The organism is Catenuloplanes indicus (genome assembly GCF_030813715.1).
Lineage (GTDB): Bacteria > Actinomycetota > Actinomycetes > Mycobacteriales > Micromonosporaceae > Catenuloplanes > Catenuloplanes indicus.
Window position 1 is genome coordinate 5786428 of record NZ_JAUSUZ010000001.1, and the last position, 26809, is coordinate 5813236.

The 26809-nt window shown below is 73.0% G+C and carries 21 protein-coding genes and 3 pseudogenes; 11 read left to right on the top strand and 13 right to left on the bottom strand.

Annotation, left to right across the window (positions count from 1 at the left end; all coding sequences use genetic code 11):
• Positions 1-158: 158 nt before the first annotated feature.
• The 3 genes from J2S42_RS26210 to J2S42_RS26220 form a co-directional block, all read right to left on the bottom strand.
• Positions 159-1988 carry a PAS domain S-box protein gene (locus J2S42_RS26210; RefSeq protein WP_307243211.1) on the bottom strand — a complete coding sequence of 610 codons (1830 nt, stop codon included), beginning with the start codon at positions 1986-1988 and terminating at the stop codon, positions 159-161.
• 110 nt (positions 1989-2098) lie between these two features.
• Positions 2099-2734 carry a nucleoside/nucleotide kinase family protein gene (locus J2S42_RS26215; protein ID WP_307243213.1) on the bottom strand — a complete coding sequence of 212 codons (636 nt, stop codon included), beginning with the start codon at positions 2732-2734 and terminating at the stop codon, positions 2099-2101.
• Between the two features lie 154 nt (positions 2735-2888).
• A complete protein-coding gene (locus tag J2S42_RS26220) occupies positions 2889-3383 on the bottom strand; it encodes a hypothetical protein (RefSeq protein WP_307243215.1) in 495 nt (164 codons plus the stop codon).
• A 615-nt stretch (positions 3384-3998) separates the two neighbouring features.
• Between J2S42_RS26220 and J2S42_RS26225 the strand changes: the two are divergent.
• Positions 3999-4202 (top strand): annotated as a pseudogene (locus J2S42_RS26225) (galactose-binding domain-containing protein); the annotation flags it as partial.
• 187 nt (positions 4203-4389) lie between these two features.
• On the opposite strand, the gene J2S42_RS26230 reads toward J2S42_RS26225, so the two are convergent.
• From J2S42_RS26230 to J2S42_RS26240, 3 genes are read right to left on the bottom strand one after another with little or no spacing between them, the layout of a single operon-like run.
• On the bottom strand, positions 4390-5211 hold the full coding sequence (locus J2S42_RS26230) for a MerR family transcriptional regulator (protein WP_307243219.1): 822 nt from the start codon (positions 5209-5211) through the stop codon (positions 4390-4392).
• Between the two features lie 45 nt (positions 5212-5256).
• On the bottom strand, positions 5257-6207 hold the full coding sequence (locus J2S42_RS26235) for a serine/threonine-protein kinase (protein ID WP_307243221.1): 951 nt from the start codon (positions 6205-6207) through the stop codon (positions 5257-5259).
• Positions 6208-6239: 32 nt separating this feature from the next.
• The gene (locus J2S42_RS26240) at positions 6240-7454 is read right to left on the bottom strand and encodes an MFS transporter (protein WP_307243222.1); all 1215 of its coding nucleotides are present in this window, start codon (positions 7452-7454) and stop codon (positions 6240-6242) included.
• 151 nt (positions 7455-7605) lie between these two features.
• On the opposite strand from J2S42_RS26240, the gene J2S42_RS26245 reads away from it, so the two are divergent.
• From J2S42_RS26245 to J2S42_RS26255, 3 genes are all read left to right on the top strand, one after another.
• On the top strand, positions 7606-8391 hold the full coding sequence (locus tag J2S42_RS26245; RefSeq protein ID WP_307243224.1) for an SGNH/GDSL hydrolase family protein: 786 nt from the start codon (positions 7606-7608) through the stop codon (positions 8389-8391).
• Between the two features lie 48 nt (positions 8392-8439).
• The gene (locus J2S42_RS26250; RefSeq protein ID WP_307243226.1) at positions 8440-9546 is read left to right on the top strand and encodes an MBL fold metallo-hydrolase; all 1107 of its coding nucleotides are present in this window, start codon (positions 8440-8442) and stop codon (positions 9544-9546) included.
• Between the two features lie 63 nt (positions 9547-9609).
• Positions 9610-9765: a hypothetical protein gene (locus J2S42_RS26255; RefSeq protein WP_306835066.1), complete on the top strand. Its 156-nt coding sequence runs from the start codon at positions 9610-9612 to the stop codon at positions 9763-9765.
• A gap of 12 nt (positions 9766-9777) precedes the next feature.
• Here J2S42_RS26255 and J2S42_RS26260 read toward each other — a convergent pair whose 3' ends face one another.
• Positions 9778-10944: a hypothetical protein gene (locus J2S42_RS26260; RefSeq protein ID WP_307243228.1), complete on the bottom strand. Its 1167-nt coding sequence runs from the start codon at positions 10942-10944 to the stop codon at positions 9778-9780.
• Positions 10945-11180: 236 nt separating this feature from the next.
• On the opposite strand from J2S42_RS26260, the gene J2S42_RS26265 reads away from it, so the two are divergent.
• The gene (locus J2S42_RS26265) at positions 11181-11765 is read left to right on the top strand and encodes an LURP-one-related family protein (RefSeq protein ID WP_307243230.1); all 585 of its coding nucleotides are present in this window, start codon (positions 11181-11183) and stop codon (positions 11763-11765) included.
• 3 nt (positions 11766-11768) lie between these two features.
• Here J2S42_RS26265 and J2S42_RS26270 read toward each other — a convergent pair whose 3' ends face one another.
• From J2S42_RS26270 to dapD, 5 genes are all read right to left on the bottom strand, one after another.
• On the bottom strand, positions 11769-12422 hold the full coding sequence (locus J2S42_RS26270; protein ID WP_307243232.1) for a biliverdin-producing heme oxygenase: 654 nt from the start codon (positions 12420-12422) through the stop codon (positions 11769-11771).
• A gap of 87 nt (positions 12423-12509) precedes the next feature.
• On the bottom strand, positions 12510-13442 hold the full coding sequence (locus J2S42_RS26275) for an LLM class flavin-dependent oxidoreductase (protein WP_307243234.1): 933 nt from the start codon (positions 13440-13442) through the stop codon (positions 12510-12512).
• A 131-nt stretch (positions 13443-13573) separates the two neighbouring features.
• Positions 13574-14380 (bottom strand): RNA polymerase sigma factor SigF, encoded by an 807-nt coding sequence (locus tag J2S42_RS26280; protein WP_307243236.1) that lies wholly within the window; start codon positions 14378-14380, stop codon positions 13574-13576.
• Positions 14381-14581: 201 nt separating this feature from the next.
• Positions 14582-15022 carry a phytochrome family protein gene (locus J2S42_RS26285; RefSeq protein ID WP_307243238.1) on the bottom strand — a complete coding sequence of 147 codons (441 nt, stop codon included), beginning with the start codon at positions 15020-15022 and terminating at the stop codon, positions 14582-14584.
• Positions 15023-15094: 72 nt separating this feature from the next.
• Positions 15095-16081 carry a 2,3,4,5-tetrahydropyridine-2,6-dicarboxylate N-succinyltransferase gene (gene dapD / locus J2S42_RS26290; protein ID WP_307243239.1) on the bottom strand — a complete coding sequence of 329 codons (987 nt, stop codon included), beginning with the start codon at positions 16079-16081 and terminating at the stop codon, positions 15095-15097.
• Positions 16082-16105: 24 nt separating this feature from the next.
• On the opposite strand from dapD, the gene dapE reads away from it, so the two are divergent.
• Positions 16106-17176 carry a succinyl-diaminopimelate desuccinylase gene (dapE, locus tag J2S42_RS26295; protein WP_307243240.1) on the top strand — a complete coding sequence of 357 codons (1071 nt, stop codon included), beginning with the start codon at positions 16106-16108 and terminating at the stop codon, positions 17174-17176.
• A gap of 36 nt (positions 17177-17212) precedes the next feature.
• Here dapE and J2S42_RS26300 read toward each other — a convergent pair whose 3' ends face one another.
• Entirely contained in the window at positions 17213-17374 is a 162-nt protein-coding gene (locus J2S42_RS26300) for a hypothetical protein (RefSeq protein WP_307243242.1), read from the bottom strand.
• Between the two features lie 207 nt (positions 17375-17581).
• On the opposite strand from J2S42_RS26300, the gene J2S42_RS26305 reads away from it, so the two are divergent.
• From J2S42_RS26305 to J2S42_RS26325, 5 genes and pseudogenes are all read left to right on the top strand, one after another.
• The gene (locus tag J2S42_RS26305; protein ID WP_307243244.1) at positions 17582-18379 is read left to right on the top strand and encodes an LOG family protein; all 798 of its coding nucleotides are present in this window, start codon (positions 17582-17584) and stop codon (positions 18377-18379) included.
• Positions 18379-18933 carry an LOG family protein gene (locus J2S42_RS26310; protein ID WP_307243245.1) on the top strand — a complete coding sequence of 185 codons (555 nt, stop codon included), beginning with the start codon at positions 18379-18381 and terminating at the stop codon, positions 18931-18933. Before J2S42_RS26305 ends, J2S42_RS26310 begins: the two co-directional genes overlap by 1 nt.
• A 669-nt stretch (positions 18934-19602) precedes the next feature.
• Positions 19603-20922: pseudogene (locus J2S42_RS26315) on the top strand (UvrD-helicase domain-containing protein); the annotation flags it as partial.
• A gap of 150 nt (positions 20923-21072) precedes the next feature.
• A pseudogene (locus J2S42_RS26320) lies at positions 21073-23358 on the top strand (PD-(D/E)XK nuclease family protein); the annotation flags it as partial.
• Positions 23355-26780 carry an ATP-dependent helicase gene (locus J2S42_RS26325; protein ID WP_307243247.1) on the top strand — a complete coding sequence of 1142 codons (3426 nt, stop codon included), beginning with the start codon at positions 23355-23357 and terminating at the stop codon, positions 26778-26780. The pseudogene J2S42_RS26320 and the gene J2S42_RS26325, both read left to right, overlap by 4 nt.
• Positions 26781-26809 lie beyond the last annotated feature (29 nt).

Below are 26809 nucleotides of genomic sequence, written 5' to 3' on the forward strand. Positions count from 1 at the left end.
CGGCCGCTCAGGTGTGCGAAAAGTCGATCCACGGGCGAAGTGGACGGCTTTTCGCACACCCTGAGGCGCAACTCAGGCGCGGCGGACCGGCTCTACTGTGAGATCTCGGCACGAAGTGCCGGACATTCGGGCGCGCGGGGCGGGCCGGCGCCGGTGGCTCACTTGAAGCGGTTCGTGACCGACCGGCGGTTCTTGCCCGGGGCGGAGTCGAGCAGCGCCCGCTGGATCAGCGCCTGTTCCTTACGGTGGCGCCCGGCCGCGTCGCAGAGCGTCAGGACGTAGCCGCGGACCAGGCGGTCGGCGCGCAGGTCGCGGCAGCTGACGTCGAGGACGATGCGGCTGCCGTCGTCGCGGAGCAGGCTCCACTCCTCGCGGACGCCGTCCGTGTTGCCGGAGCCGCGGGCCAGCTCGAACGTGCGATCGATCTGCGGCCGGTCGTCGGACTGGATCAGGTCGGCCAGCGTGCCGAACGCGCGGGGCCGGATGCCGAGCACGATGGGGAGCGAGGGGGAGTAGTAGCGGATGCGGTCCGCCTCGTCGACGATCAGGACCACGTCGCTGGTGTTCTGGACGACCGCGGAGACGTACTGCTCGGACTCGCGGCGGGTCATCTCGGCGGTCAGGAAGATCCGTTCCAGCGCCAGCGTGGCCTGCACCGCGACCACCTCGATGCTATCCTGCAGGGCCCGCAGCACGTGCGTGTCGGCGGAGACGAAGAGCGCGCCGACCCGGGGCGGGCCGATCGTGGCGTCGTCCAGCACCAGCGGGCAGACCAGCGTGCCGGGGAGGTTGCCCAGCTGGTCGGCGAGCGCGGGGTGCAGCGTGTGGGTGCGCAGCAGGCGGGTGCGCCGGGCGGCCGCGGGCGTGGGCAGCGGGTACGGCGTGGGCATGCCGGGACCCCAGACGCTGTTCGCGGCCGCGGGCTTGCCGTCGGCGCGGTGCACGGACAGCACGATCCGGTGGCCGGCGTCGTTGAGCAGCGCCCTGACCGCGCCGCGGATCGCGCGGTCGACCTCGTCCGGACCGGCGGCCGCGACGAGTGCGCCGCAGATCTCCCGCAGGTGCCGCTCGCGGGCGAGCAGCCGGCGGTGCTTCTCCACGGCGTCGAACAGCCGGGCGAAGACCGCGCCGTAGATCACCGTGGCCAGCGCGGCGATCATCACGCCGTCGACGACCTCGCCGCGCACCGTCTCGACCAGCAGCACGCCCGGCGGGATCAGGACCGAGACGCCGAGCAGCACCTTCCACACCAGCCGCAGTTCGCCGGGCTCGGCCGCAGGCGGTGAGGTCAGCCGGGACATCGACGGGTGCAGCGCGGCCTGGCCCCAGGCGGTGTAGAACAGCAGGTAGGCGAGTTCGAACGGGCTGCCCTCCGGCCAGCCGCCGTAGCGCAGGTCGAGCACCAGCCAGGCCACGTCGCCGAAGAGCAGGCCGGCGGCGCCGACGGCGAGCAGCGTCACGGACGCGCTGAGCCGGGTGTCGATGGTGACACCGACCGTGGCCAGCAGCAGGAACAGGCAGCCGAGCGAGTGGGTGGCCGCGCTGGTGACGTCGCCGCCGTCGGTGCGCAGCGCCGGGCCGAGCAGCAGCACCCAGGCCAGCAGCGCGACCGAGGCGCCGAAGGTGAGCCAGTCGATCAGCCGGGAACGGTCGCGGAGCAGCCCGCTCGGCCGGGTCAGCTGGATCAGGCCGATCACGATCAGCGGGAACATCGCCAGGTAGGCCACCTCGGACACGATCAGCCGGGCGCCGTGCGCGTACTGGCCGTAGAACGTGTCGCCGAGCGCCATCACACCGGCGGCCGCGGCCAGCCACCACCACGGCGCGCGGCGCAGCGGACCGTTCCACCGCACCCCGGTGACGATCGCGCCGATCGTGACCAGGCCGATCAGCGCGAAGATCAGCGAGTCCGGCAGCGGGGTGAAGACGGCGGCGCCGAGCACGATCATCACCGCGGCGTGCGCGGCCATCATGCGGCGGGCGGTCACGGGCCTGCCAACCTCCGGATCCGGTCTTGTGTCTGATATCGGTCTGTCAGCCGAAAGGTGTGAGCGCATATCGTCCGCCCGGACCGTGGATCAGGGCAATAGTGCGAATGTCATGTCAGTGGAACGATGAGATCGGCGCGGCCCTTGGTAGTGGCGATCAACTCCGCGTTGGTTTGGTCGCTGCCGAGCGCGTGCGACCGTGCTCTCGCCTCGTCCCGGCCGAACGCGATGTGCCGCGCGATCAGCCGGCGCAGCCGTTCCGGCTCGTCCAGGTCCAGGTACCAGGCCTCGTCCAGCAGCCCGCGCACGCCGGCCCAGACGCCGTCCGGCACCAGCAGGTAGTTGCCCTCCGTGATGACCAGCCGGGTCTCCGGTGGCACCGGGATCGCACCGGCGACCGGCTCCTCGATCTCCCGGCGGAACTCCGGCGCGTAGACCACGCCGCCGGTCTCCGACCGCAGCCGGTGCAGCAGCGCGACGAACCCGGCACCGTCGAACGTGTCCGGCGCACCCTTGCGCGCGTGCCGGCCGAGCCGGTGCAGCTCCGCGTCGGCGAGGTGAAAACCGTCCATCGGTACGACCGTGACGGCCGCTCCGGCCTCGGTCAGCGCGGCGCCGAGGCGTGCGGCGACCGTCGATTTCCCGGCGCCGGGCGGGCCCGCGATGCCCAGGATGCGGCGCGTGCCACCGCTCGCCAGCCGGGTGGCCCGGTCCAGAAGATCGCCCCACTGCATGGGCTCCAGCATAAAATCGGCTCCCCGCTGAGCGGGGAGCCGATCCGGCGTACCGCCAGAGCTGACCGGCACACCCGAGGTCGGGAGTGTCGGCGGTAACAGAGCGTGGGCACCGGTACGCGTCGCGGGAATTTTATCTCGCAAAACCGCGATCGTCGAAAAATTCTCAAGCGGACTGCGATGCCGGCAGGCGAACTCCCGTACCGATGATCAGGAATTGGTAGGTCGCGGTGCGGCAGGCGGCGGACGCCGCGGGCGGCACGAACACCGGAATGGTCCCGGCGTCGACGGTCTCGCCCGGCCCGAGCGTGAACGGCAGCCCGGGCGGCGCGTGGTACGGGCCGACGGTCAGGTCGGACGTGGTCGCGTGGCAGTCCGGCCGGGACACGGTCAGGACGCTGCCGACCAGCGCGTCGATCCGTACCCGGCCGTCGTGCGGGTTGGTCAGCCGGATGCGCAGCGGCGTGGTGGTGCCCGGCGCGGGTGCCTCGACCGGCTCGCTGCGCAGCCGGAAACGGATCGTCTCGGTGCCGCCCGCCGGTGCCACCGGTTTCTCCGCCGCGGTCGCGTCCGCGTGCACCGACAGCCCGCCGAGCAGGGCGGTCATCGCCAGTGCCGCCACCGACATCGCCACCCAGCGCCAGCGGTAGATGGTCCGCATGCGCTCACCTTTCGGGTCCGTCACCGGTAGGGGCGGACGGGTGTCTCCCCAGCCCTTCGCCCGCCCCTACCGGTAGCTCACTGTGCCGGCGTGCCCGGTGGCCGCCGCGTGTCCCGCCGCGCCGCGCGGCCCCCCGGCCGGCACCGGTTGACGACGCGCCGGTGGTGCCTGCGAGCGGGCGGGAACTGGTGCATGGTGCTGGTCCTTCGGGTCCTCGTGCGGGAGCCGTGGCTCGCGCGCCGGTGCGGCGCTGATGACGAATCTGCCGGATCGCGCGTTCGGCGGACATCCGTTGTCCGTGCGGGAAGATTGAGCGCTCAAGCGTGCGGTCCGGCTGACCGGGCTACCCCGATAGGGCTAACGTCCCGCGTCGATGTGCGCCGATCGGTGCCGCGACGTCGGCGAACGGTGTGGACCGCCGCCGTCCGGGCAGGGGCGCGGCCCAACGCCTTCAACGACGCGCCACCCGCGCGGTGGCGGTGGTGCGCCGAATCTCGGCCGGGCGGGGGAGCGCGACACCGGCCTATGTGGATAAAAGCCGCACAGCTCCCAGATATGGAAGCCGATCGTTGACGTGGCCGTAGCGTCTCTGCAACATTTGGCGGCGACCCGGCCACCTACTGGGAGAGCGTGAACCACGTCTGGCCGCAGTGGATCGAAGTGGACCTGGGCACGGCGGCCACGGTCGCCCACCTGGTGCCGCGGCTGCCCACCGGCTGGGAGGCGCGCACCCAGACGATCGCGGTGCAGGACGGCGCGACCGGCGCCACGCTCGCGGCCGCGGCCGCGGCCGGGCGCACGTTCGACCCGGGCAGCTGAAACACGGTCACCGTCCCGCTCTCCGCCACTGCCGGAGCCGAATCAGGGGCCGGCGGTCGGCGCGGCCACGTTCAACGGCCTGCGGCTGGCGAACAACCACCAGGACATCCGCACGACCACGCCACTGCGGATCACGATCAACCCCCGACCGCGGTACGGGGCGGCGGACACCCGCCGCCCCGGCCGTTTAGGCGCGGGTCACCGGCAACTGCACCTCGGTCACCCAGGCGGCACGATCCTCCGGCACCTCCAGGCTCACCTCGCGCGGCGGCGCCGTACCCCGGTAGCCGTTCTGCTCCACCCAGGCACCCAGCGTCTGGTACGCCGCCTCGATCTCGTCCGGCCGGCCGCGGTGGATCACGGTCGCCGCCGCCGGCAGCGCGGGCAGGTCCAGCACGTCGAACGCCGGGTGCGGCGGGGTGCCGGCCGGCACCGGCACTGCCGCGAAGACCGTGCTGCCCTCGCCGGCCTCGGTCGTCGCGTAGTGCGCCACGCCGGGTCCGACGATCCGGATCCCGGCCGTCTCCACCCGCGTGCACAGGTCCTGGAACAGCGGCCCGAGCACCGGGCTGATGTGCTCCGGCCCCCACCCGCCGATCGGTGCGGACAGCTGCGCCACCCGCACCGCCGGAACGTCCTTGATCACGACTTCCTCCGTGGCCATCTGACCCTCGCTCTCGATGAGCCGGAGCCTCGCCGCTACCCGGGCCAGCCGGGCCCGGTCCGCGCTGACCCGCTCCGCCAGCTCCGCCTGGCGCAACCGCAGCATCCCGCGCAGCTGCCCGGCGTCGACCCGCTCGTCGACGATCCGGCCGACCTGGTCCAGGCTGAAGCCGAGGTCCTTGAGCGCGACGATGCGGTTGAGCCGCGACAACTGAGCGGCGCTGTAGTAGCGGTATCCGCTGAGCTCATCCACGCGGGCCGGGCGCAACAGCCCGATCGCGTCGTAATGGCGCAGCATGCGGACCGACAACCGGCCCAGTACGGCGAACTGCCCGATGCTGAACATGACACCCCCAAGGCTTCCGCCTCACACGGTGTCAGAGTCAACGGCTCACGGGTCGGCGCGGTGCCGGCCCGGCGCCTCCAGCACGTCGGTGGCCTGGTCCTCCCACGGGGTGCCGGGCGCGACCTCGCGGACCAGCGGTGCCGTACCGGCCAGTGGCACGTAGACCTGCGCGTCCACCGCGGCGGCCAGCAGCAGCGCGACCGCGAAGCTGGTCGGGCGCTCGGCCGGGTCGCGGGCTATGCACTGCAGGCAGAGCGCGGCGACCTCGTCCGGGAGACCGGGGATCGGCGGCAGCGGGGCCGCCTCGACGCCGGGCGGGATCGCATTCGGCGGTACGCCGGGCAGGTCGGACGGCGTCCACGGGAGGCGGCGCGCCAGGCACAGGTAGAGCAGCACGCCGAGCGCGTAGACGTCCGCGGCCGGGGTGGCCGGCGTGACCGTGTCCGCCTCCAGCCGCTCGGGCGCGACGAACGCGGGCGTGCCGACGATCGTGCCGTCCAGGCCGGTGTCCGGCTCGCCGACCAGCGCGGCGATGCCGAAGTCGAGCACCTTCACCCCGGCCGGAGTGAGGATGATGTTGGCCGGCTTGATGTCCCGGTGCACGATGCCGTGCACGTGCGCGGCGGCGAGCGCGGCCGCCACCTCGGCGCAGACGCGTACCGCGATCTGCCAATCCAGCGGGCCGGCACGCAGATGGTCGGCGAGCGTCTCGCCCTCGACCAGCTCCATCACGATGTACGGCGCGGGCTGTCCGGGCAGCACCGAGGACATGCCGAAGTCGTGCACGCTGGCCACGTTCGGATGGGCCAGCCGCGCGGCCGAGCGCGCCTCGGTGCGCACCTGCTCGACCACGGCCTCCGCCTCGGCGAGGTGCGGTGCGATCAGCTTGACCGCGACCGGCCGGTCCAGCACGTCGTCGTGCCCGCGCCACACCTCGGACATCCCGCCCACGCCGATGCGGTGTTCGAGGCGGTAGCGCTCGCCCAGAACACGCATGGGGAAACTCCTTAGACGAGAACAGCCGTTGATCATCTACCCGTTTGCGTCGCGGGCAAACCAACCTCGAGGGGTGGTTGTGCCCGTTCCAGCATGCGCGACGCGGCGAGGACGACCAGGCCCGCGACGGAGAGAACCGCGCCGACCCAGGCGGTGGAGAGGTAGCCGTAGCCGGCCGCGATCACCACGCCGCCGAGCCAGGCGCCGGCCGCGTTCGCGAGGTTGAGCGCGGAGTGGTTGGAGCTGGCCGCGAGCGCGGGCGCGTCCGGCGAGACGGCCATCAGGCGCATGGTGAGCGCCGTGCCGATCACCTGGCAGGCCACGCCGATCAGGAAGATCAGCGCGATCGCGGCCGGAATGTACTGCGCGGTCGTCGCGAACAGTACGAGCACGGCGAGCATACCGATCATGCCGCCGAGCAGCGTGCCCATGATCGAGTGGTCGGCGAGCCGGCCGCCGAGCAGCGTGCCCACCGTCATGCCGACGCCGAAGACCGCCAGCACCCATGGCACCCCGCTCGCCGGCAGCCCGCTGACCTCGGTGAGCGTGGGCGAGACATAGCTGTAGACGGCGAACATGCCGCCGAACCCGACGATGCCGGTGACCAGCGCGAACCACACCTGCGGGCGGCGGAACGCGCCGAGCTCGGTGCGGATCGTGGCGTGCGCGGCGGCCGGCACCGCGGGCACCAGGAAGTGCACCACGACCATGGTGAGCAGGCCGATCGCGGCGATCATGCCGTACGCGGCCCGCCAGTGCAGGTGCTGGCCGACCGCGGTGGCCACCGGCACCCCGATGATGTTGGAGACGGTCAGGCCCATCATCACGCCGGCCACCGCGCGGCCGGCCCGCTCCGCCGGGACCAGGCGTGCGGCCACCACGGACGCGATGCCGAAGTACGCGCCGTGCGGCAGTCCGGCGATGAACCGGGCCAGGTAGACCAGCGGCGCGTTCGGTGCGATCGCGGACAGGCCGTTGCCGACCAGGAACGCGACCATCAGGCCGAGCAGCAGCAGCTTGCGGTCCAGCCGGGCGGTGAGCGCGGTGATCAGGGGCGCGCCGACGACCACGCCGAGCGCGTACGCGCTGATGCCGTACCCCATCGACGGGATGGAGACGTGCAGCGTGGCGGCCATCTCCGGAAGCAGCCCCATGGCCGCGAACTCGCTGGTGCCGATGCCGAAGCCGCCGAGCGCGACGGCGGTCAGCGCGACGCCCACCCGGCCGGACCTGATCTCCCCACCCATGCCCGGATCGTGGCAGCTCCGGCCTTGCATTCATAGGACGACCGACACAGCGGACAATCAGTTCATGTTACTTGCGGGTAAAGGAAAAATCACTGTCTATCTTTGCTGGTAACACCCGCTTTACGCTCTTCGCACCCCCTAGGAGGTTCGGATGGGCAAGTGGGCACTCAGGCTCTCCGTCACGTTCACCACCGTGCTGGCCGCGATCACCGTCGGGCCGGCCGCGCACGCCGACGCACCCGTGGACTACGTCGCGCTCGGCGACTCCTACTCGTCCGGCACCGGCGCCACCGGTGCGACCGGCAGTTGCATGCGCAGCCCGAACGGCTATCCGCAGCTCTGGGCGAACCGGCACGAGACGTCCTCGTTCGCGTTCGTCGCCTGCGGCGGCGCCACCACCGACGATGTCCGGGCCACCCAGGTGGCCTCGCTCAGCGCCGGGACCGACCTGGTCACCATCACCATCGGCGGTAACGACGCCGGCTTCGCGGCCGGCGCGATCTCTTGCGTGCTGGGCAGTGACCAGGTCTGCCTCGGTGTGGTGGAGGCGGCCCGGGCCTACATCCGGACCGTGCTGCCGGGCCGGCTCGACCGCACGTACGCGGACATCACGGCGCGGGCGCCGTCCGCGGAGGTGGTCGTGCTCGGCTACCCGCGGCTCTTCGAGACCGGTGCCTGCCCGGGCGGGCTCAGCCTGGTCAAGCGGCAGGCGCTGAACGCCGCGGCCGACGATCTCGCCTCCGTCACCGCGGCGCGGGCCCAGGCGGCCGGACTGACCTGGGCGGATACCCGCCCGATCTTCGCCGGGTACGGCGTCTGCGCCGGTACGCCATGGATCAACCGGGTCAACCTGCTCAACCTGACCAGCACGTTCCACCCCAACAACGCCGGATACGCCAGCGGCTACCTGCCCGCGCTGGAGAACTTCACGGGCTGATCCACGGTACGCACGGGGAGCGCCCGCTCCCCGTGCGATCCTGGGCGAATGCGGCTTAGATCCGTATTCGCCCTATTCAGCGACCTTCCGCTCGCGTTCGGCGCCGGTCCGCCCGCCTCGCCCTCCCGGCGCACCGCGCGCCGGCTGCCCGGCGCGCTCGATCGGGCGGACCGGATCGCCAAGTCCGCGCAGTTTCGCGACGGCGCGTTCCGCAACGTGGACCCGCCGGGCCCGCTGCGGCCCGGCACCACCCGGGAGGCGATGCTCGGCATGATCTTCAGCGCCCGGACCAAGCGCCCGGTCCGGCCGGTACCGGTGATCCGGCCCGACTTCGGCACCGCCCGGGACGGCCTGCACGTCACCTGGCTCGGCCACTCCACCTCGGTGGTCGAGATCGACGGCGCCCGGGTGCTGCTCGACCCGGTGTGGAGCGACCGCTGCTCGCCGTCCGCGCTGGCCGGGCCGCGCCGCCTGCACCCGATGCCGTTGCCGGTCGGCGACCTGCCCCGGCTGGACGCGATCGTCGTCTCGCACGACCACTACGACCACCTCGACCTGCGTACCGTGCGCGCGCTCGCGGCCACCCAGGACGCGCCGTTCCTGGTGCCGCTCGGGGTGGGCGCGCACCTCGAACGCTGGGGCGTACCGGTGCGCCGGATCGTGGAGCTGGACTGGGACGAGCACGCGGAGGCAGGCGGCATCCGGTTCACCGCGGCGGCCGCGCGGCACTTCTCCGGCCGCCTCTTCGCCCGGGACGCCACGCTGTGGTCATCGTGGGTGCTGACCGGGCCTCGGCACCGGCTCTTCTACAGCGGCGACACCGGATACTTCGCCGGGTACGCCGCGATCGGTGAGGCGTACGGGCCGTTCCACGCCACGATCATGCAGGCCGGGGCGTACGCCGATCCCTGGCCGGACATCCACATGGAGCCGGAGGACGCGGTCGCCGCGCACCGCGAGGCCGGCGGCGGCCTGCTCATCCCGGTGCACTGGGCCACCTTCGCGCTGGCCGTGCACGACTGGGCGGAACCGCCGGACCGCGTCTGGGCAGCGGCGCGGGCGCACGGCGTGCCGCTCGCGGTACCGCGGCCCGGCGAACGGGTGGACGTGGCGGATCCGCCGCCGGTCGACGGGTGGTGGCAGGCGCTTGTTTAGCGCTCGCGCACCGAGGGGTATCGAAGTCGCCGCACAGCTGTTCCGCACCCCCCGGAGGCTCTCATGTCCATTCAGGCCGTTCTCTACATCATCGCCGTGATCCTGCTGGTCCTCGCCGCGCTGCCGATCGGCACCCGCGGTGTCTCGCTGGCGCTGCTCGGTGCCGCGTCCGCGCTGCTGGCCTACTCCTGGCCGACCATCACCGGCAGCGAGGCGTAACCCCCCGGCCGCTCACTCCGGCCAGTGGTGGGCGAGGAGCGCGTGGAAGCGCGGCTGGTCCCAGTAGGCGCCGTGCGCCGCCGGGAACGGCACGCCCGCGTCGATCTCCTCGTCCACCGCGCCCGGGAAGACCCGTGCGGCACAGAACGCCAGCCGGTCGGCCCGGTCGTAGACGTTCAGCCACGGCGTGAACGCGGCGCCCGGCACGCCCGGCCGCAGGTGGTCCAGCGCGTCCATCAGATACAGGTAGGGCGCCGGTGAACCGGCCGTGACCAGCAGCCGCACCGATCCCGGCCGGTCCGGCCCGGAGAGCAGGTCGACCGCCGCGATCCCGCCCAGGCTGTGCCCGAGCAGCACCACCGGCGGCTCGACGCGCGCCGCCTCGGCGGCGATCAGCGCTCGGACCGCCGCGCCGCGCCGTAGGTAGAACGCGACGTCCCGGACCACGTCGGTGGCCGGATCCAGCAGCGGAGTGCGGCGACGCACCAGGCTCCGGGTCGCCAGCCGCGCGGCCAGTGGGCGCAGCACCCGCCGCACCAGCGTCTCGCCCAGTCCGCGGCTCACGTCCTCGGCCGGTTCCGGGATCGGCTCCAGCGCCGTGACCAGGACCGTGGCCAGCTCGTCCCGGACCGCACCGGCCCGGCCGATCGGCGCGTCCGGCGCCGTCCGCAGCGCGGTCGCGGTGATCGCGCGCGCGACCGCGGCGCACAGCTCCGGATCGGCCGCGTCGCCGACCGCCAGCGCCGCGTCCGTGGTCTCCGGCGCGTCCCGCACCTCGGCGATCGCCCGCTCCAGCGTCGCCCGGTCCACGTGCCCCAGCTCCGGCAGCGCCATCGCGTCCAGCCGCTTGTCCAGCGCGTCCGGGCCGGACGGTCCGGGGTCGAACAGCTCCGCCAGCATGCGCAGTTCCAGCAGCGGATCCGCGAGCAGCAGGTCCCACTCGGTCACCGCGATGTCGGCCGGTGACACCTCCGCGGCCGGCTCCGGTCCCGGTGGCCGCGGCGGCAGCACCGGCGTCACGTCCAGGGCGGCCGGGCCGACCGCGCTGCCCCAGGCCACGCCGTGCACCCGGACGTCGCGGAGCCGACGCTCGGCGGCGAGCCCGGCGCGCAACCGGGAGAGCTCATCGTCGATGTGACGTGCGCCGGTGCCGTGCACGAACAGCAGAGTTCCGGACATGAGTCGCCTCCCGGGATGTAACGGACTCCGTCGTTTATTTCAGGCGTTCAGTGGCTCCGCGTCACTAGTGCTACCAGCGATTTCCCCCGTTGGGACGCGGCCGGGGCGCCGGAAATGGCCGATCGAGCGAGGGCACTCCGAAGATCGGCAGACCCTGGCTTCATGGAGGACGGGAAATGTCGCACGGGTGTGCCAGACTGCGGGCCGACGAAATCCGGTGAGAGGAAACAACAGCGATGACCGACCTTCAGCGGCTCCAGGCGACCCAGCAGTTCCACGTCCGGCAGCGGGTCCGCCTCATGGTCAATCAGTACGAGGTCCGCGCGGTGAACGCGGACGGCTCCGAGGGCGAGATGATCGCGTTCGCGCAGCAGAAGCGGATGGCGTTCAAGGAGCAGGTCACGCTCTACACGGACGACAGCAAGCAGGTCCCGGTGCTCGGCTTCAAGGCCCGGCAGATCATGGACCTCGGCGCCACCTACGACGTGACCGACCCGAACGGCACGCCGATCGGCCTGTTCCGCAAGGACTTCAAGGCGTCGCTGCTGCGCTCGACCTGGATCGTCGAGCAGCCGCACGTGGGCGAGGTCCGCGGCCAGGAGCGCAGCCAGCTGGTGGCGATCCTGCGGCGCTTCGTCGACTCGCTGTCCTGGCTGCCGTACCACTTCGATTTCGTCACGCCGTCCGGCGAGACCGTCTTCTCCGTGGTCAAGCAGTGGGGCTTCCGTGACAAGTACGTGGTGTCCGTGCCGAACCCGCACATCGACCGCCGCCTGGTGATCGCGATGGCCGTGGCGCTCGACGCGCTGCAGTCCCGCTGACGCTCAGTCCGACGTGAGCCGGTGCAGGTCGGCGAAGACGCGGTTGTTCAGGTCGTAGGCGACCAGCACCTCGTCGATCAGTCGGTCCTGCACCGTGCGGTCCCACGGCGCGACGTCCAGCGACGCGCGGTAACGGTTCTTGAACTCGGCCGGGTCGCCGAGCGCGTCGAAGCGGTAGAACCGCACGCCGTCGACGTCCAGGCCGTAGGCGGCGCGGATCGCGTCACCGATGTAGAAGCCGCCGGACAGGTCGCCCAGGTAGCGCGTGTAGTGGTGCGCGACGAAACCGGCCGGGTCGCCGAAGCAGACCTCGGTCATCCGCGCGCGGTAGTCGCGGGTGCCGGGCGTCGCCTCGATCCGGTCCCGCCACTCCGCGCCGAGCAAGAACGCCAGGTCGGCCTCCAGCGCGGGCAGCCGGGTCAGCTCAGGCGCGGCGAACGGCGCCGCGACCGGGTCGGCGCGCATCCGCTCGGCGGCGGACTCCAGCACCTGGTAGATGAACCAGTGCTGGGCCACCAGCAGCGCGTAACCCGCGCGGTCGAGCTCACCGGCGGTCAGCGCGGCGAGGTAACCGGCGCCCTCGGCCGAGCGGTGCGCGCGGCCGGTCTCCTTGCGGAGCCGAAGCGAGAAGTCCTGGTCGGTGTGCGTCGCGGTCATCTGCTGGCGCTCCTGCCGGGCGGGGTCGGGGTGGGATCAATGGTGCTGGCTGTGCGCCGCTCGCGCCAGACCCCGTCCCGGCAAAGATCAAATTCCCGGCGTCGGTACGGGCGTCAGGTACTCGGCCGCGACCTTCTCCAGCACGGCCTCGTCGCCGGCGTACCAGCCGTCCGCGCGCGGCCAGTGCGTGATGACGTCGGTGAAGCCCAGTTCGGCCGCGCGGCCGTGCGCGTCCGCGAACGCGTCCATGCTGCTCAGCGAGAAGACCGGGGCGGAGTCCAGGGACAGGTAGCGGTCCAGCGTGCCGTGCTCCCGGCCGGCCGCGTCGAGCGCGTCGTCCAGCCGCGCGGACAGCTCCTCGACCGTTTTCCACCAGGCGTTCTGCTGTGCCACCAGCTGCGCGCCGGACGGCGGGGTCAGCGACGCGCCGGGCTCGCCGCCGGTGGTCACCCAGCCCTGCGCACGCTCAGCGACCAGGCGCAGGCCGCGCGGGCCGTTGGCCGCCATGATCATTGGCACCCGCGGGCGCTGCACGCAGCCGGGCAGGTTCCGCGCGTCGACCGCGGCGTAGTGCGTGCCCCGCCAGGTCACGTGGTCCTCGCGGAGCAGCAGGTCGAGCAGCTCGGCGAACTCCGCGTACCGTGCGAACCGGGTCTTCGGCGTCAGCTCCGGCACGCCGAGCACGGTGTTGTCGAAGCTGGTGCCGCCGGTTCCCGCGCCCACGCCGAGCAGCAGCCGGCCGCCGCTGACGTCGTCCAGCGCGGTCACCTCGCGGGCGAACGGCACCGGGTGCCGGAAGTTCGGCGACGCCACGAACGTGCCGAGCCGCATCGTGGACGTGACGGTCGCGGCCGCGGTCAGCGTCGGCACCGCGTCGAACCAGGGGCGGTCGACCAGCGTCCGCCAGCCGATGTGGTCGTAGACCCAGCCGTGGGCGAAGCCCCACGCCTCGGCCTGACGCCAGCGGGGCGCGTTCTCCCGCCACGGCCGGTCCTGCAGGAGCACGATTCCGATGCGCATGATCGCCACGCTACCGACCGGCCGGGTCCCCGCATGCAGGAGACCCGGCACCGAATCGGTGACCGGGTCTCCTGACGAAACGCGGGGGCGGAGCTCTCTAGGCGTACCCCCGCTGGCTTGTGATCGTGTTCTCAGTCGACGGCCAGGTGGCCGCGCAGCTTGACCAGCGCCTTGGCCAGCAGGCGGGAGACGTGCATCTGGCTGACGCCGATCTGCTCCGCGATCTGCGACTGGGTGAGGTTCCCGTAGAAGCGCAGGGTCAGTATCTTCTGCTCGCGCTCGTCGAGCGCGGCCATCGCCGGGCCGAGCGCGACGCGCAGCTCGGTCAGCTCGTACTCGTGGTCCTCGTAGCCGAGCGTGTCGCCCAGCTCCATGCCGCCTTCCTCGGTGACCGGCGTGGAGAGCGAGGTCGCGGTGTACGCCCGGGCGCCCTCCAGGCCCTCCAGCACCTCCTCCTCGGTCACGCTGAGGTGGGCCGCGATGTCCGCCACCGTGGGGGAGCGGCCCAGGTCCTGGGAGAGCGTCGCGTTCGCCTCGGAGATGGCCAGGCGCATCTCCTGCAGGCGGCGCGGCACCCGGACGGACCAGGTGCGGTCACGGAAGTGACGCTTGATCTCACCGATGATGGTCGGGATCGCGTAGCCGGCGAAGTCGACGCCGAACGTCGGGTCGAACCGGTCGACCGCCTTGATCAGGCCGATCATCGCGGTCTGGACCAGGTCGTCCATGGCCTCGCCACGGCCGGAGAAACGGAGCGCGAGGTGGCGTGCCAGCGGCAGCCACGCCTCGATCGTCTGCTGGCGGAGCGCCGATCGCGACGGGTGTGTTTCAGGAAGCGCCGCGAGGGCATTAATGAGTTCGGTGCCTTCGGCTGCGGCCGCGTCGTGGTCGTGGTCGAAGCGAGTCGACTGGTGACCACGGGTTGCTGCAACGGTCATGGAGTCCTCCCTCGTTAGGATCTCGACACTAACCTAATGAGCTGGCCGGTGGTAGCCGAAAGTATGAGGTGTCCCAGCGTTTCGGCCCTTTCCCTCCGGCGGTGTGATACCCGGCCGTGTTGCTAATACGGATATGTCGGGTTTCCTGGACGCGCTGAGTGATCATTTTGTATCGGCGGAGTGACGGGTGTGTCGGTGGTCTCAGCCGGTGCGCGCGTCGATCAGCTCGCGCAGGCGCAGCGCCGCGTCCTTGGCGAACCGGACGTACTGCTTGCCCCGGTAGTCCAGCTGCTCGGAGTACCGGCGGTTCTGCAGCGGCTCCAGGAAGTCGAGCACCGTGCCGAGCGGCTCACGCAGGTCGTGGACCGTGGACTCGGCCGCCTCGGCGAGCTTGCGATTGGTCTCCCGGACGCCGGACAGCTCCTGCCCCAGCTCGTCGGCGCGCGTGACGCCGGCCGCGACGTCCCGCTCCAGGCGGGCGACGTCGCGCTCCAGCCCGGCGATCCGGTCCCGGAGGGCCTCGGCGGCCACCCGCTCGGCGCGCATCTCGGCGCGGAGCAGCGATATGCGGGCACGCATGAGGTAGAGCGCGGCCAGGGCGGCGGCGAGCAGGATCAGCGTGACGACCAACGCGACGGTCACACCGAAGACGCTAGCGCCTGCGGGTGGAACGCGCTGCTTCCGGGCCGGGAGTGAACTCCCGGCCCGGCACATTCAGTCGTTGCTGTGCAGCGCGGAGTTGAGCGCGATGCCGGTGCCCTTGCGCGGGCGGGCCTCCAGCGCGCCGGTCAGCGAGTTCCGCCAGAAGAGGACGTTGTCCGCACCGGAGAGCGTGACCGCCTTGACCGCCTCACCGGACGGCAGCAGCACCTTCGAACCGGCCGTGATGTACGTACCGGCCTCGACCACGCAGTCGTTGCCCAGCGAGATGCCGATGCCCGCGTTCGCGCCGATCAGGCAGCGCTCGCCGATCCGGATCCGCTCCTTGCCGCCGCCGGACAGCGTGCCCATGATCGAGGCGCCGCCGCCGACGTCCGAGCCCTCGCCGACCACCACGCTGGCCGAGATGCGGCCCTCGACCATCGAGTTGCCGAGCGTGCCGGCGTTGAAGTTCACGAAGCCCTCGTGCATGACCGTGGTGCCGGAGGCCAGGTGCGCGCCGAGCCGGACCCGGTCCGCGTCCGCGATCCGCACACCGGACGGGACCACGTAGTCGATCATCCGCGGGAACTTGTCCACGCCGTAGACGGTCAGGTGCCGGCCGGCTGCGCGCTCCAGCAGCTGCAGTTCGGCGATCCGGTCGCCGGGGCACGGGCCGGCCGAGGTCCAGGCCACGTTCGCCAGCAGGCCGAAGATGCCGTCCAGGTTCACCGAGTTCGGCGTGACCAGGCGGTGCGAGAGCAGATGCAGACGCAGGTAGACGTCGAACGTGTCCTTCGGCGCCTCGGCCAGCGAGCCGATCACGGTGAACACCGCCACGGTCCGCAGGCCCGGCAGCGCCTTCTCGCCGAGCACCCCGGCCGGGAGGCCGAGCAGCGTGGCACCGTCCGCGTCCGGCAGCGGCGTGTTCGCCGGGTGCTCCTCGGTGGGGGTGCCCAGGCCGAGCTTGCCGGCCGGGTACCAGGTGTCGAGCACCTGTCCCTCGGCCGTGATCGTGGCGAGGCCGATGCCCCAGGCTGCACTAGTAGACACGTCACTCACAGGTGAGAAGGTACCGTGCCACCCATGGCGAACCCGCTGACCCCCGACGTGCTGGCCGACCCGGTCGCGCTGACCCGCGCCCTGGTCGACATCGAGTCCGTCTCCCGTAACGAGAAGGAGATCGCCGACTGTATCGAGCTGGTGCTGGCCGACGCGCCGCACCTGACCGTGCGCCGGCATCAGAACACGCTCATGGCTCGCACCGACCTCGGCCGGGAGCAGCGGGTGGTGCTGGCCGGGCACATCGACACCGTGCCGCTGAACGACAACTTCCCGTCCCGGCTGGTCGACGACCTGATCTACGGCTGCGGCACCGCGGACATGAAGGCCGGCACCGCGCTGGCACTGCACGTCGCGCTGAGCGTGCCGGACCCGCGGTACGACGTGACCTACTTCTTCTACGAGGCCGAGGAGATCGACTCCGAGTTCAACGGGCTCACGCTGGTCTCCAGGGCGCACCCGGAGTGGCTGACCGCCGACTTCGCCATCCTGCTGGAGCCGACCTACGGCGTGGTCGAGGCCGGCTGCCAGGGCACCATGCGCGCGGTCGTCCGGACCACCGGCAAGCGGGCTCACTCGGCCCGGTCCTGGCGCGGCGTGAACGCGATCCACGCGGCCGGTGAGGTGCTGCGCCGCCTTCAGGACTACGCGCCGCGCTCGGTCACGATCGACGACTGCACGTACCGGGAAGGGCTGAACGCGGTCCGGATCCACGGCGGCGTGGCCGGCAACGTGATCCCGGACCGATGCGAGGTCGAGGTCAACTACCGCTTCGCGCCGGACCGGTCGATCGCTGAGGCCGAGGCGCACCTGCGCGAGGTCTTCGCCGGGTTCGACGTGGAGATCACCGACGCGGCACCGGCGGCGCTGCCCGGCCTGACCGCGGCGCCGGCCCGCGAGTTCCTGGCCGCGGTCGGCGAGCGCCCGGCCGCGAAGCTCGGCTGGACCGACGTGGCCCGGTTCGCCGCGCTCGGCATCCCGGCGCTCAACTTCGGGCCTGGCGACCCGAACCTCGCGCACACCCAGGACGAGCACGTCGAGATCGGCCGGATCAGGGACGGCGCCGCGACGCTGCACCGCTGGCTGGCCTCGTAGACGCAGATCGGGCCCCGCTACCGCGGGGCCCGATTCCTACGCTGCGCAATCCTGTGTGGACTTCTCCTCGGACTTCCCGTCCTCGGACTCTGCCGTGGCCGCGCCGTCCAGCAGGGCCATTCGCCGTTCGGCGACGACGTCGCGGATGCGCCGTTGCATCTGACGTCGATGCCGGAGCATCTCGTTCCTGTTGAGCACGGTGGCTCCTCCCCCCGAGGTGACCCGGGCCGGTGCCCGGGCGCCGTGCTGCGCACTTTGTGAATTAAAGACGTTCGTTCCTTAAGTTTGGTTGCGGCCGCCCTTAGTTTCTGTCGAATTTTCTCCAGATCCGCCCGGCCGGGGTCGGCCGGACGGTCAGATAGCCGTCCCTGTCGTGCATTACGGTGATCGCATGAGGGGTATCGCATGAGCGGCCGTGGACGACTGACTCCGGAACGGCATCGTGGGCCGGTCACGCTGCGGCGCGACGCGATCGAGCCGTCCACCGCGGACCAGAAGCTGCTCGACTCCCGGCAGCGTGCGGACTGGAAGACAAGGGACGCATGGCGGGCATTGCGGATTCTTTCCGAATTCGTGGAAGGGTTCGACAGCCTCGCCGATCTGCCGCCCGCGGTCAGCGTCTTCGGCTCCGCGCGCAGCAAGCCGGACAGTCCGGAGTGCGAGACGGCCGAGCGGGTCGGCGGCGCGCTCGCCCGCGCCGGATACGCGGTGATCACCGGTGGTGGCCCGGGCGTGATGGAGGCCGCGAACAAGGGCGCCAGCGAGGCCGGCGGGCTCTCCATCGGGCTCGGCATCGAGCTGCCGTTCGAGCAGGGCCTCAACGAGTGGGTCGACGTCGGCATCGACTTCCGCTATTTCTTCGCCCGCAAGACCATGTTCGTGAAGTACGCGCAGGGCTTCATCGTGCTGCCCGGCGGCTTCGGCACGCTGGACGAGCTGTTCGAGGCGCTCACGCTGGTGCAGACCGGCAAGGTGACGCGCTTCCCGGTGGTGCTGATCGGCACCGCGTACTGGAACGGCCTGCTCGACTGGCTCCGCGGCACGATGGCCGCCGACGGCAAGATCGGCCCCGCCGACCTGGGCCTGATCTGCGTCACGGACGACGTCGACGAGGCGGTTCGCTACATCGTCGAGGCGGACGCCGCGATCGCCGCCGAGCAGGCCGCGACCACCGGCCTCCAGCGAGACGTGGAGGAATCCTGATGGCCGCGATCTGCGTCTTCTGCGCCTCGGCGAACAACCTCGAACAGCGCTGGCTCGACCTCGCCACCGAGGCCGGCCGCCAGATCGGCGCCCGCGGTCACACGCTGGTCTCCGGCGGCGGCCGCGTCGGCATGATGGGCGCGGTCGCGGACGGTGCCCGCGCCGCCGGCGCTCACACGCTGGGCATCATCCCGCAGTCCCTGGTCGACATGGAGGTCGCCGACACCGCCTCCGACGAACTGGCCGTCACCGACGGCATGATGTCCCGCAAGTCCCTGATGATCGAGAAGTCCGACGCGTTCCTCACGCTCCCCGGCGGCCTCGGCACGCTCGACGAGCTCTTCGAGGTCTGGACGACCGCCTCCCTCGCGCTGCACCGCAAGCCGATGGTCCTGGTCAACACGGACGGTTTCTACGACGGCCTGCTCACCTGGCTGCGCACGCTCACCGACACCCATTTCGTCCGCGAGCGCGCCCTGGCCGAGCTGATTGTCGCCGACACGCTGGACGCCGCCTTCGACGCCATCGAGCCACGGCTGACCACGAACCCATGACCCCGGGTCCCGGCCCGTCGGCATCACCTTCCGCCGCTCCCGCCGGAGACCGGTCGGCCGTGGCCGGCCTCCCTGCCACTTCCGCGTCCCAAGCCCAGGCCCGCCCCACCGGGGACTCCGGCTTCGCCGGCCGCTGCGGTCCCGGCCACGCCGGATAATTCGCGGTCTCGGGCGTGCCGGTGCCCGCCGTTCCGGCCTCGCCTGGATACTCACGTGCTCGGGCGCTTCGCATCGGAAATCTCCGTTTATATCGTCATTCGGCGGTCACCTTGTCTGGTCGGCCGCGCTCGACGGATCATTGACCGATACGGAAGGGCGATCGTTTTCGCGGGACCACTTCGCTTTTGTGCCGGTCAATGACCGGTCCGGATTGGTGCCTTGCTCGCGACTCGATACGTGCTGCCGCTGACCTCGGTCGTGCGGCGAGATATCGGCCGCGCTGCGCCTGGTGGATCGCGCCGTGACCGGTGGGCCGCGCCGGAGCGTTTCGGTGCGGGCCGGAGGGCGGCGTCAGGGGCGGGTGCGCGGCCGGGTGGGGCGGGGCGGGTTGGCGGTCCGTGAGGGTTGGCCGCGATCGGTGCAGCGCGCGGAGCAGGCGATCTGTGGTCTGTCGGTGGGGCGTGATGAGATAGCGCGATGACTGTGGTGCCTCGGCGGACGTATCGGCTGGTGCGCCGGCCGCCGGTCGCCGCGCCGGCGCTGCTGGCCGATGCCGCGCATGACCGCGTCGTCGCGCACACGGACGGTCCGCTGCTCGTGGTCGGCGGGCCGGGGACCGGCAAGACCACCACGCTGGTCGAGGCCGTGGCCGCGCGGGTGGAGGCCGGTGTCGACCCGGAGCGAATCCTGGTTCTCACGTTCGGCCGGCGCGCGGCGCAGTCGCTCCGGGAGCGGATCGAGGCCCGGATCGCCGGACTCGACGACCACGACGTGGTGCACCAACCCATGGTCAGAACCTTCCACGCGTACGCCTACAGCCTCCTCCGCCGGGCCGCCGCCGAACGTGGCGAACCGTCTCCGCGCCTGCTCACCGGTCCGGAACAGGACCTGGTCATCCGCGAACTCCTGGAGATCGTCGGCGACCCGGACACCGCCGGCCGGCCCACGCCGGACACCGCCGAGCTCCTGCGCCGCCGCTCGCTCTCCGCACCCGCCACGGACCGCACGCAGACCGGCCAGCCGAGTTCCGGCCAGCCGAGTTCCGGCCGGGTGGCCGACGCCGGTACCCCGGCCGGGGAGCGGCCCGGCCGGGGGAAGCCGGGGGCCGAGCCCGGACGGGCGGATGATGCCGCTCGTGACCCGGGCGGTGCCGCCGCGGGTGAGGCGGTGCCGGAGGCGACCGCAGACGATCCGTACGGGTGGCCGGTGGGGCTGCGGCCGGCGTTGCGGACCAGGGCGTTCGCGACGCAGCTGCGTGATCTCATGCTGCGGGCGGTCGAGCGGGGCATCGGGCCCGCGGATCTGACGCGCCTCGGGGAGCGGCTGGGCCGGAGTGACTGGCCGGCGGCGGCACGGTTCCTGCGGGAGTACGCGGCGGTGCTCGCGCTGCGGGACAGCACCGGGCGGGCCGCGGCGGCCTATGACGCGGCGGAGCTGGTGCGGGCCGCGATGACGCTGCTCGCGGACGATCCCGAGCTGCTGGAGGCGGAGCGGCGGCGGATCGCGTACGTATACGTCGACGAGCTGGCGGACACCGACCCGGCGCAGGTCGCGCTGCTGCATCTGATCGCGGGTGGCGGTCTGCCGCTGATCGCGTTCGCGGATCCGGACTCGTCGGTCTACGGCTTCCGGGGGGCGGACCCGTCAGTGGTGACGGCGTTTCCGGCGCGGTTCCGCACGGCCTCCGGTGCACCGGCCGCCACGGTCACCCGGACGGTCTCCTACCGCGCCACCCCGGAGCTGATCGACGCCGTCCGCCGCGTCGGCCGCCGCCTCCGTGGCCCGATCGTCCACCGCAACCTGACCCCACCGGCTGCGACCCCGGGCTCCGCACCGGAGCCGCCGGCCGGTGCCCCCGAGACAGCGTCCGTCACTGCCGCCACGACGGTTGCCGACACCGATGATCCCGGCGCGACCGGCGCCGGTGCTGACGGCGCTGTGACCGGCGCCGAAGCCGACGAAGCCGGCGCCGCGGACGGCGCCGACACCGCCGTGACCGATGCCGCCGGGGCCGGCACCGAAGCCGACGAGGCCGTCGCCGATGCCGGCGCCGGAACCGGCGTGGTGGAGGCGCTGCGGGTGCGTACGTTCCGGTCGGCGGTGGCGGAGTCGGCGTACGTGGCGCACGCGCTCCGGGAGGCGCACCTGATCGGCGGGGTGCCGTGGGGGCGGATGGCGGTGATCGTACGGTCCGCGCTGCTGCAGTTGCCCCCGTTGCAGCGGGCCCTGCACGCGGCGGGCGTGCCGACCGTCACCTACGCCGAGGATCTGCCGCTGCACCTCCAGCCCGCGGTGGCGCCGTTGCTGCTGCTGCTGCGCTGCGCGCTGGAGCCGGACGCGCTGGACGAGGACGCCGCGGTCACGCTGCTGCACTCGCCGCTCGGTGGCGCCGACCCGCTGGCCGAGCGCCGGCTGCGGCAGGGACTGCGCGCACTGGCGCACCGGGACAACGACCGGCGGTCGTCCGGCGAGCTGATCGTGGCGGTGCTGCGGGACCCGGCGCCGCTGGACGGCGTGGACCGGCGGTGGGCTCGGCCGGTCCGTGCGGTCGCGCACCTGCTGGAGACCGTGCGTACGGCCGCGGCCGACCCGGCGAACTCGGTCGAGGACGTGCTGTGGGCGCTGTGGCGGGCGACCGGTCTGGCCGACCGGTGGTATGCGGCCAGCGTCCGGGGCACGCCGCCGCGGGCAGGGGAGAGCGGTCACGTGGAGCGGGCCCGTGCGGACGCGGCCGACCGGGATCTCGACTCGGTGCTGGTGCTGTTCGACGCGGCCGCCCGGTTCGCGGACCGGCTGCCCGGCGCGCGGACCGAGGTGTTCCTGGATCACGTGCTGGGTCAGGATCTGCCGGCCGACTCGATCGCGCCGTCCGCGGACCGCGGGGACGCGGTGCGCCTGCTCACCGCGCACGCGGCGAAGGGCCTGGAGTGGGACGTGGTGGCGATCGCCGGCGTGCAGGAGGGCGTCTGGCCGGATCTGCGGTTGCGCGGCAGCCTGCTCGGCTCGGAGCGGCTGGTCGACCTGCTCTCCGGCCGGACCGGTCCGGAGGCGGCCGCGCTGGCCGGGCAGACGTCCGCGCTGCTGGACGAGGAACGCCGGCTGTTCTATGTGGCCGCGTCCCGGGCGCGAACGCATCTGCTGGTCACGGCCGTGGAGTCGGCGTCGGTCGGCACCGCGGACGGTGCGGAGCAGCCGAGCCGGTTCCTGCACGAGATAGCGCAGCTGCACGACGTACCGGCGGAGGATTTTGATCTTCAGGCGAGGCGGCTGCCGCGCGCGCTGACGCTGGCCGCGCTGGTGGCCGAGTTGCGGACCGCGCTGACCGATCCGCGGGCGAGCGAGGCGCGGCGGACCGCGGCGGCCGGGGAACTGGCCCGGCTGGCGCGGGCCGGGGTGCCGGGCGCGCACCCGGACGAGTGGTGGGGCCTGCGCCGGCTGTCCGACGACCGGCCGCTGGCCGACGACGGCGAGGCGGTCCGGGTGACGCCGTCCACCATGGAGGGCGCGCTCCGGTGCAGCCTGCGCTGGCTGCTGGAACGGCACGGCGGCAACCCACCGGCCGGGCCGGCGCAAGGGATCGGCAACCTGGTGCACGCGGCCGCGATGCTGGCCGAGGACGCGAACGCGGACCGGGAGCGGCTGATCGAGTACGTGGCCGGCCGGTTCCCGATGATCGAGCTGGCCGCGCGCTGGCTGGCCGGGCCGGAGCAGTCCCGGGCCGAGGGCATGGTGGACAAGCTGCTGCGCTGGCTGGCCGCGAACCCGCGCCGGCTGCTGGCGATCGAGCACGAGTTCGCGGTGCGCCTGGACGACGGCACGAAGCGGCCGATCGACCTGGTCGGCCGGGTGGACCGGCTGGAGGTGGACGACGCCGGCCGGCTGGTCGTGGTGGACCTGAAGACCGGCCGGTCGACCGCGGTGACCGCGGCGGACGTCGCCGAGCACCCGCAGCTGGCCGGCTATCAGGCCGCGGTCGAGGCGGGCGGGTTCGCGGACTTCGGCCTGGAGTCCGGCGGCGCCGCGCTGGTGCAGCTCGGCACGGACACCAAGGCGGCGCGCGAGCAGAGCCAGGGCGCGGTCGCCGACAGCCCGGACCCGGGCTGGGCGGAGGAACTGGTCCGGCGCACCGCGGACACGATGGCCGCGTCCACGTTCTCCGCCGTGGTCAACAAGAAGTGCCGGACCTGCCCGGTGCAGACCGCCTGCCCGGTCTCCGGCCGCGGCCGGCAGGTCGTCGAACCACCCACCAGGAGACCGGGTACGTGACGGATCAGCCCGCCCTCTTCACCGCTCCCGAGCGGCCGCGCCGGATCCGGGCCGACGCCGGGCCCCGGTTCACGCCCGGCGAGCTGGCCCGGCTGCTGCACCTGCACCCGCCCACGCCGGAACAGGCCGCGATCATCTCCGCGCCGGTGGAACCGCTGCTGGTGGTGGCCGGCGCCGGGTCCGGCAAGACCGAGACGATGGCCGCGCGCGTGGTCTGGCTGGTGGCCAACGGGTACGTGCGCCCGGAGCAGATCCTCGGGCTGACGTTCACCCGGAAGGCCGCGGGCGAGCTGGCGCACCGGGTGCGGACCCGGCTCGGCCAGCTGGTCCGCCGCCTGGGCCGGGAGATCGCGGGCGAGCCGACCGTGGCCACGTACCACTCGTACGCGGCCCGGGTGGTCACCGAGCACGGCCTGCGCGGCGGGTTCGAGCCGTCCACCCGGCTGCTCACCGAGGCGTCCCGCTGGCAGCTGGTCGACATGATCGTCCGGAACTTCCCGGGTGACCTGGGCGTGGTCGGCCGCGCGCCGGGCACGATCACGGACGCGGTGCTGGCGCTCTCCGGCGAGCTGGCCGAGCACCTGGTCAGCACGGACGAGCTGGCCGGCTGGACCGGCCGGTTCATCGGCGAGGTCGGTAGCCTGCCGGGCAGTCCGGGCAAGCCGGTCCGGGACGTGCTCGGCCGGCAGCAGGCCCGGCTCGGCGTGCTGCCGCTGGTCCGCGCGTACGAGGCGCGCAAGCTGGAGCTGGAGGCGATGGACTTCGGCGACCAGATGGCGCGCGCGGCCCGGGTCGCGCGCGACCATCCGGAGGTCGGCCGGGTCGAGCGGGACCGCTACCGGGTGGTGCTGCTCGACGAGTACCAGGACACCAGCCACGCGCAGGTGGTGATGCTGCGCGCGCTGTTCGGCGACGGGCACCCGGTGACCGCGGTCGGCGACCCGTGCCAGTCCATCTACGGCTGGCGTGGCGCGAGCGCGGGCACGTTGGACCGGTTTCCCGCCGACTTCCGGCACCGGAACGGGCAGCCCGCGTCGACCAGCGCGCTGACGCGATCATGGCGGAACCGGCCGGAGATCCTCCAGATCGCGAACGCGCTGTCGCTGCCGCTGCGGTCCGCCGGTGCGCGGGTGGCGGCGCTGCGGCCGTCGCCGGGCACGGCGGAGCCGCTCGGCGGGCACACGGTCCGGGCCGCGCTGCTGCTCACGCACGACGCGGAGGCGGACTGGATCGCCGGCCAGATCGTCCGGGCCTGGCAGGCCGCGGGGGAGGACGACACCGCGCTGCCGGAGGAGATCCCGGTCGAGAAGCGGCCGACGACCGCGGTGCTGGTCCGGTTGCGCAGCCAGATCCCGGCGATCGAGGACGCGCTGCGCGCCCGCGGCGTACCGGTGGAGGTCGTGGGTCTGGGTGGGCTGCTGGACACGCCCGAGGTCCGCGACGTGGTGAGCACGCTGCGGGTGCTGGCCGACCCGGCCGACGGCGCGTCGTTGTTACGGCTGCTCACCGGCCCGCGCTGGCGGATCGGCCCGCGCGACCTGGTGGCGCTGCACCGCCGCGCGCAGCGCCTCGCGCGGGAGCGGGCGGTGGACGCCGATCCGGAGGAGGCGGTGATCCTGGATCCGCTGGACGAGGCCACGCTGGTCGAGGCGCTCGCCGACCTGGGCACGCCGCAGCAGTTCTCGGCCGAGGGCTACCACCGGCTGCACGCGTACGCGGCCGAGCTGGAACTGCTCCGGGACCGCCTGGACGCGCCGCTGCCGGACCTGGTCGCGGACGTGGAACGGACGATCGGCCTGGACGTGGAGGTCGCGGTGCGCGCGTCCGCGGCCGGGGACGCCGGCCTGGCCCGCGCGCACCTGGACGCGCTCGGCGACGTGGCCGCGCGGTTCGCCGGTGAGGCGGACGGCGGCACGCTCTCCGGCTTCCTGGCGTTCCTGGCCGCGGCCGAGGAGGAGGAGCGCGGGCTCGCGCCCGGCCAGGTCGACGTGGTCGAGGGCGCGGTGCAGATCCTCACCGCGCACGCGGCGAAGGGCCTGGAGTGGGACGTGGTCGCGGTCGCCGGGCTGACCAAGGACGTCTGGCCGGGACCGGTCCGCGGATCGGACCACTACCTGGCCGGGATCGGCGTGCTGCCGTTCCCGCTGCGCGGCGACCGGGACGGGCTGCCCGCACTGGACCTGTCCGGCGCGGAGACGCAGCGGGACGTGGCCGGGGCGCTGGACCGGTTCGCGCAGGACTGGAAGGAGCACGACGAGCGGGAGGAACGGCGGCTGGCCTACGTCGCGGTGACCCGGCCGCGGCGGTTGCTGCTCTGCTCCGGCTTCTGGTGGGGCGACCGGGTGGTGAAGCCGCGCGGCGCGTCCGTGTTCCTGGACGAGATCCGCGCTTCCTGCCTGGCCGGGCACGGGGACGTGCCGATCTGGGAGCCGCCCCCGGAGCCGGGCGCGAAGAACCCGGGAGCATCCGCGACGGTACGGGTGGAGTGGCCGGCCGATCCGCTCGGCTCCCGCCGGCCCGCGCTGGAGGAGGCGGCCGACCTGGTCCGCGAGCTGCTCGCGGCGGCCGGGCCGGCACCGTCGGCGGAACCCACGGAGCCGGAGATCCACGTGAGCCCGCTGGAGGCCGCGCTCGGCGCGCCGCCGGCACCGGCAGCGGCCGACGAGGAACCGCCGTCGCCGTCCTCGGACGAGGACGGTTCGGACGGGATCGATCCGGCGGAGGCGGCGGAGATCGCGGGCTGGCGGCGGGAGGCGGACCTGCTGCTGGCCGAGCGCGCCGAGCACGCGCGCCGCGACGGCCCGCTGGAGGTGGCGCTGCCCGGCCACCTGTCCGTCTCCCAGCTGGTCACGCTGCGCCGCGACCCACAGGCGCTGGCCCGGTCGCTGCGCCGCCCGATGCCGGCCCCGCCCGCGCCGTACGCGCGCCGGGGCACCGCGTTCCACACCTGGCTGGAGCAGCGGTTCGGCCCGGTGCGGCTGTTCGACCTGGACGAGTTGCCCGGCGCCGCCGACGCCGAGGCCGCGGACGACGCCGAGCTGGCCGAGCTGCAGGCCCGGTTCCTGGCCGGTGAATGGGCGGACCGGACGCCGATCGAGGTGGAGGTGCCGTTCGCGACCGTGATCGGCGGCGTGGTGGTGCGCGGCCGGATGGACGCTGTCTTCCCCGCGCTCGGCGGCCGGTTCGACGTGGTCGACTGGAAGACCGGCGCGCAGCCGTCCGGCGAGGCGGCGGAGGCGGCCGCGGTGCAGCTGGCGGCGTACCGGCTGGCCTGGGCCGCGCTGGCCGGGGTACCGGTGGAGCACGTCCGGGCCGCGTTCTACTACGTGCGGGACGACGTGACGGTCCGTCCGGCGGATCTGCTCGACCGGGCCGCCCTCACCGCGCTGGTCGGCTCCGTCCCGTACCCCGGTGGCGATTGATGTGGTCCGTTTCGCCGATCCGGCCGTAG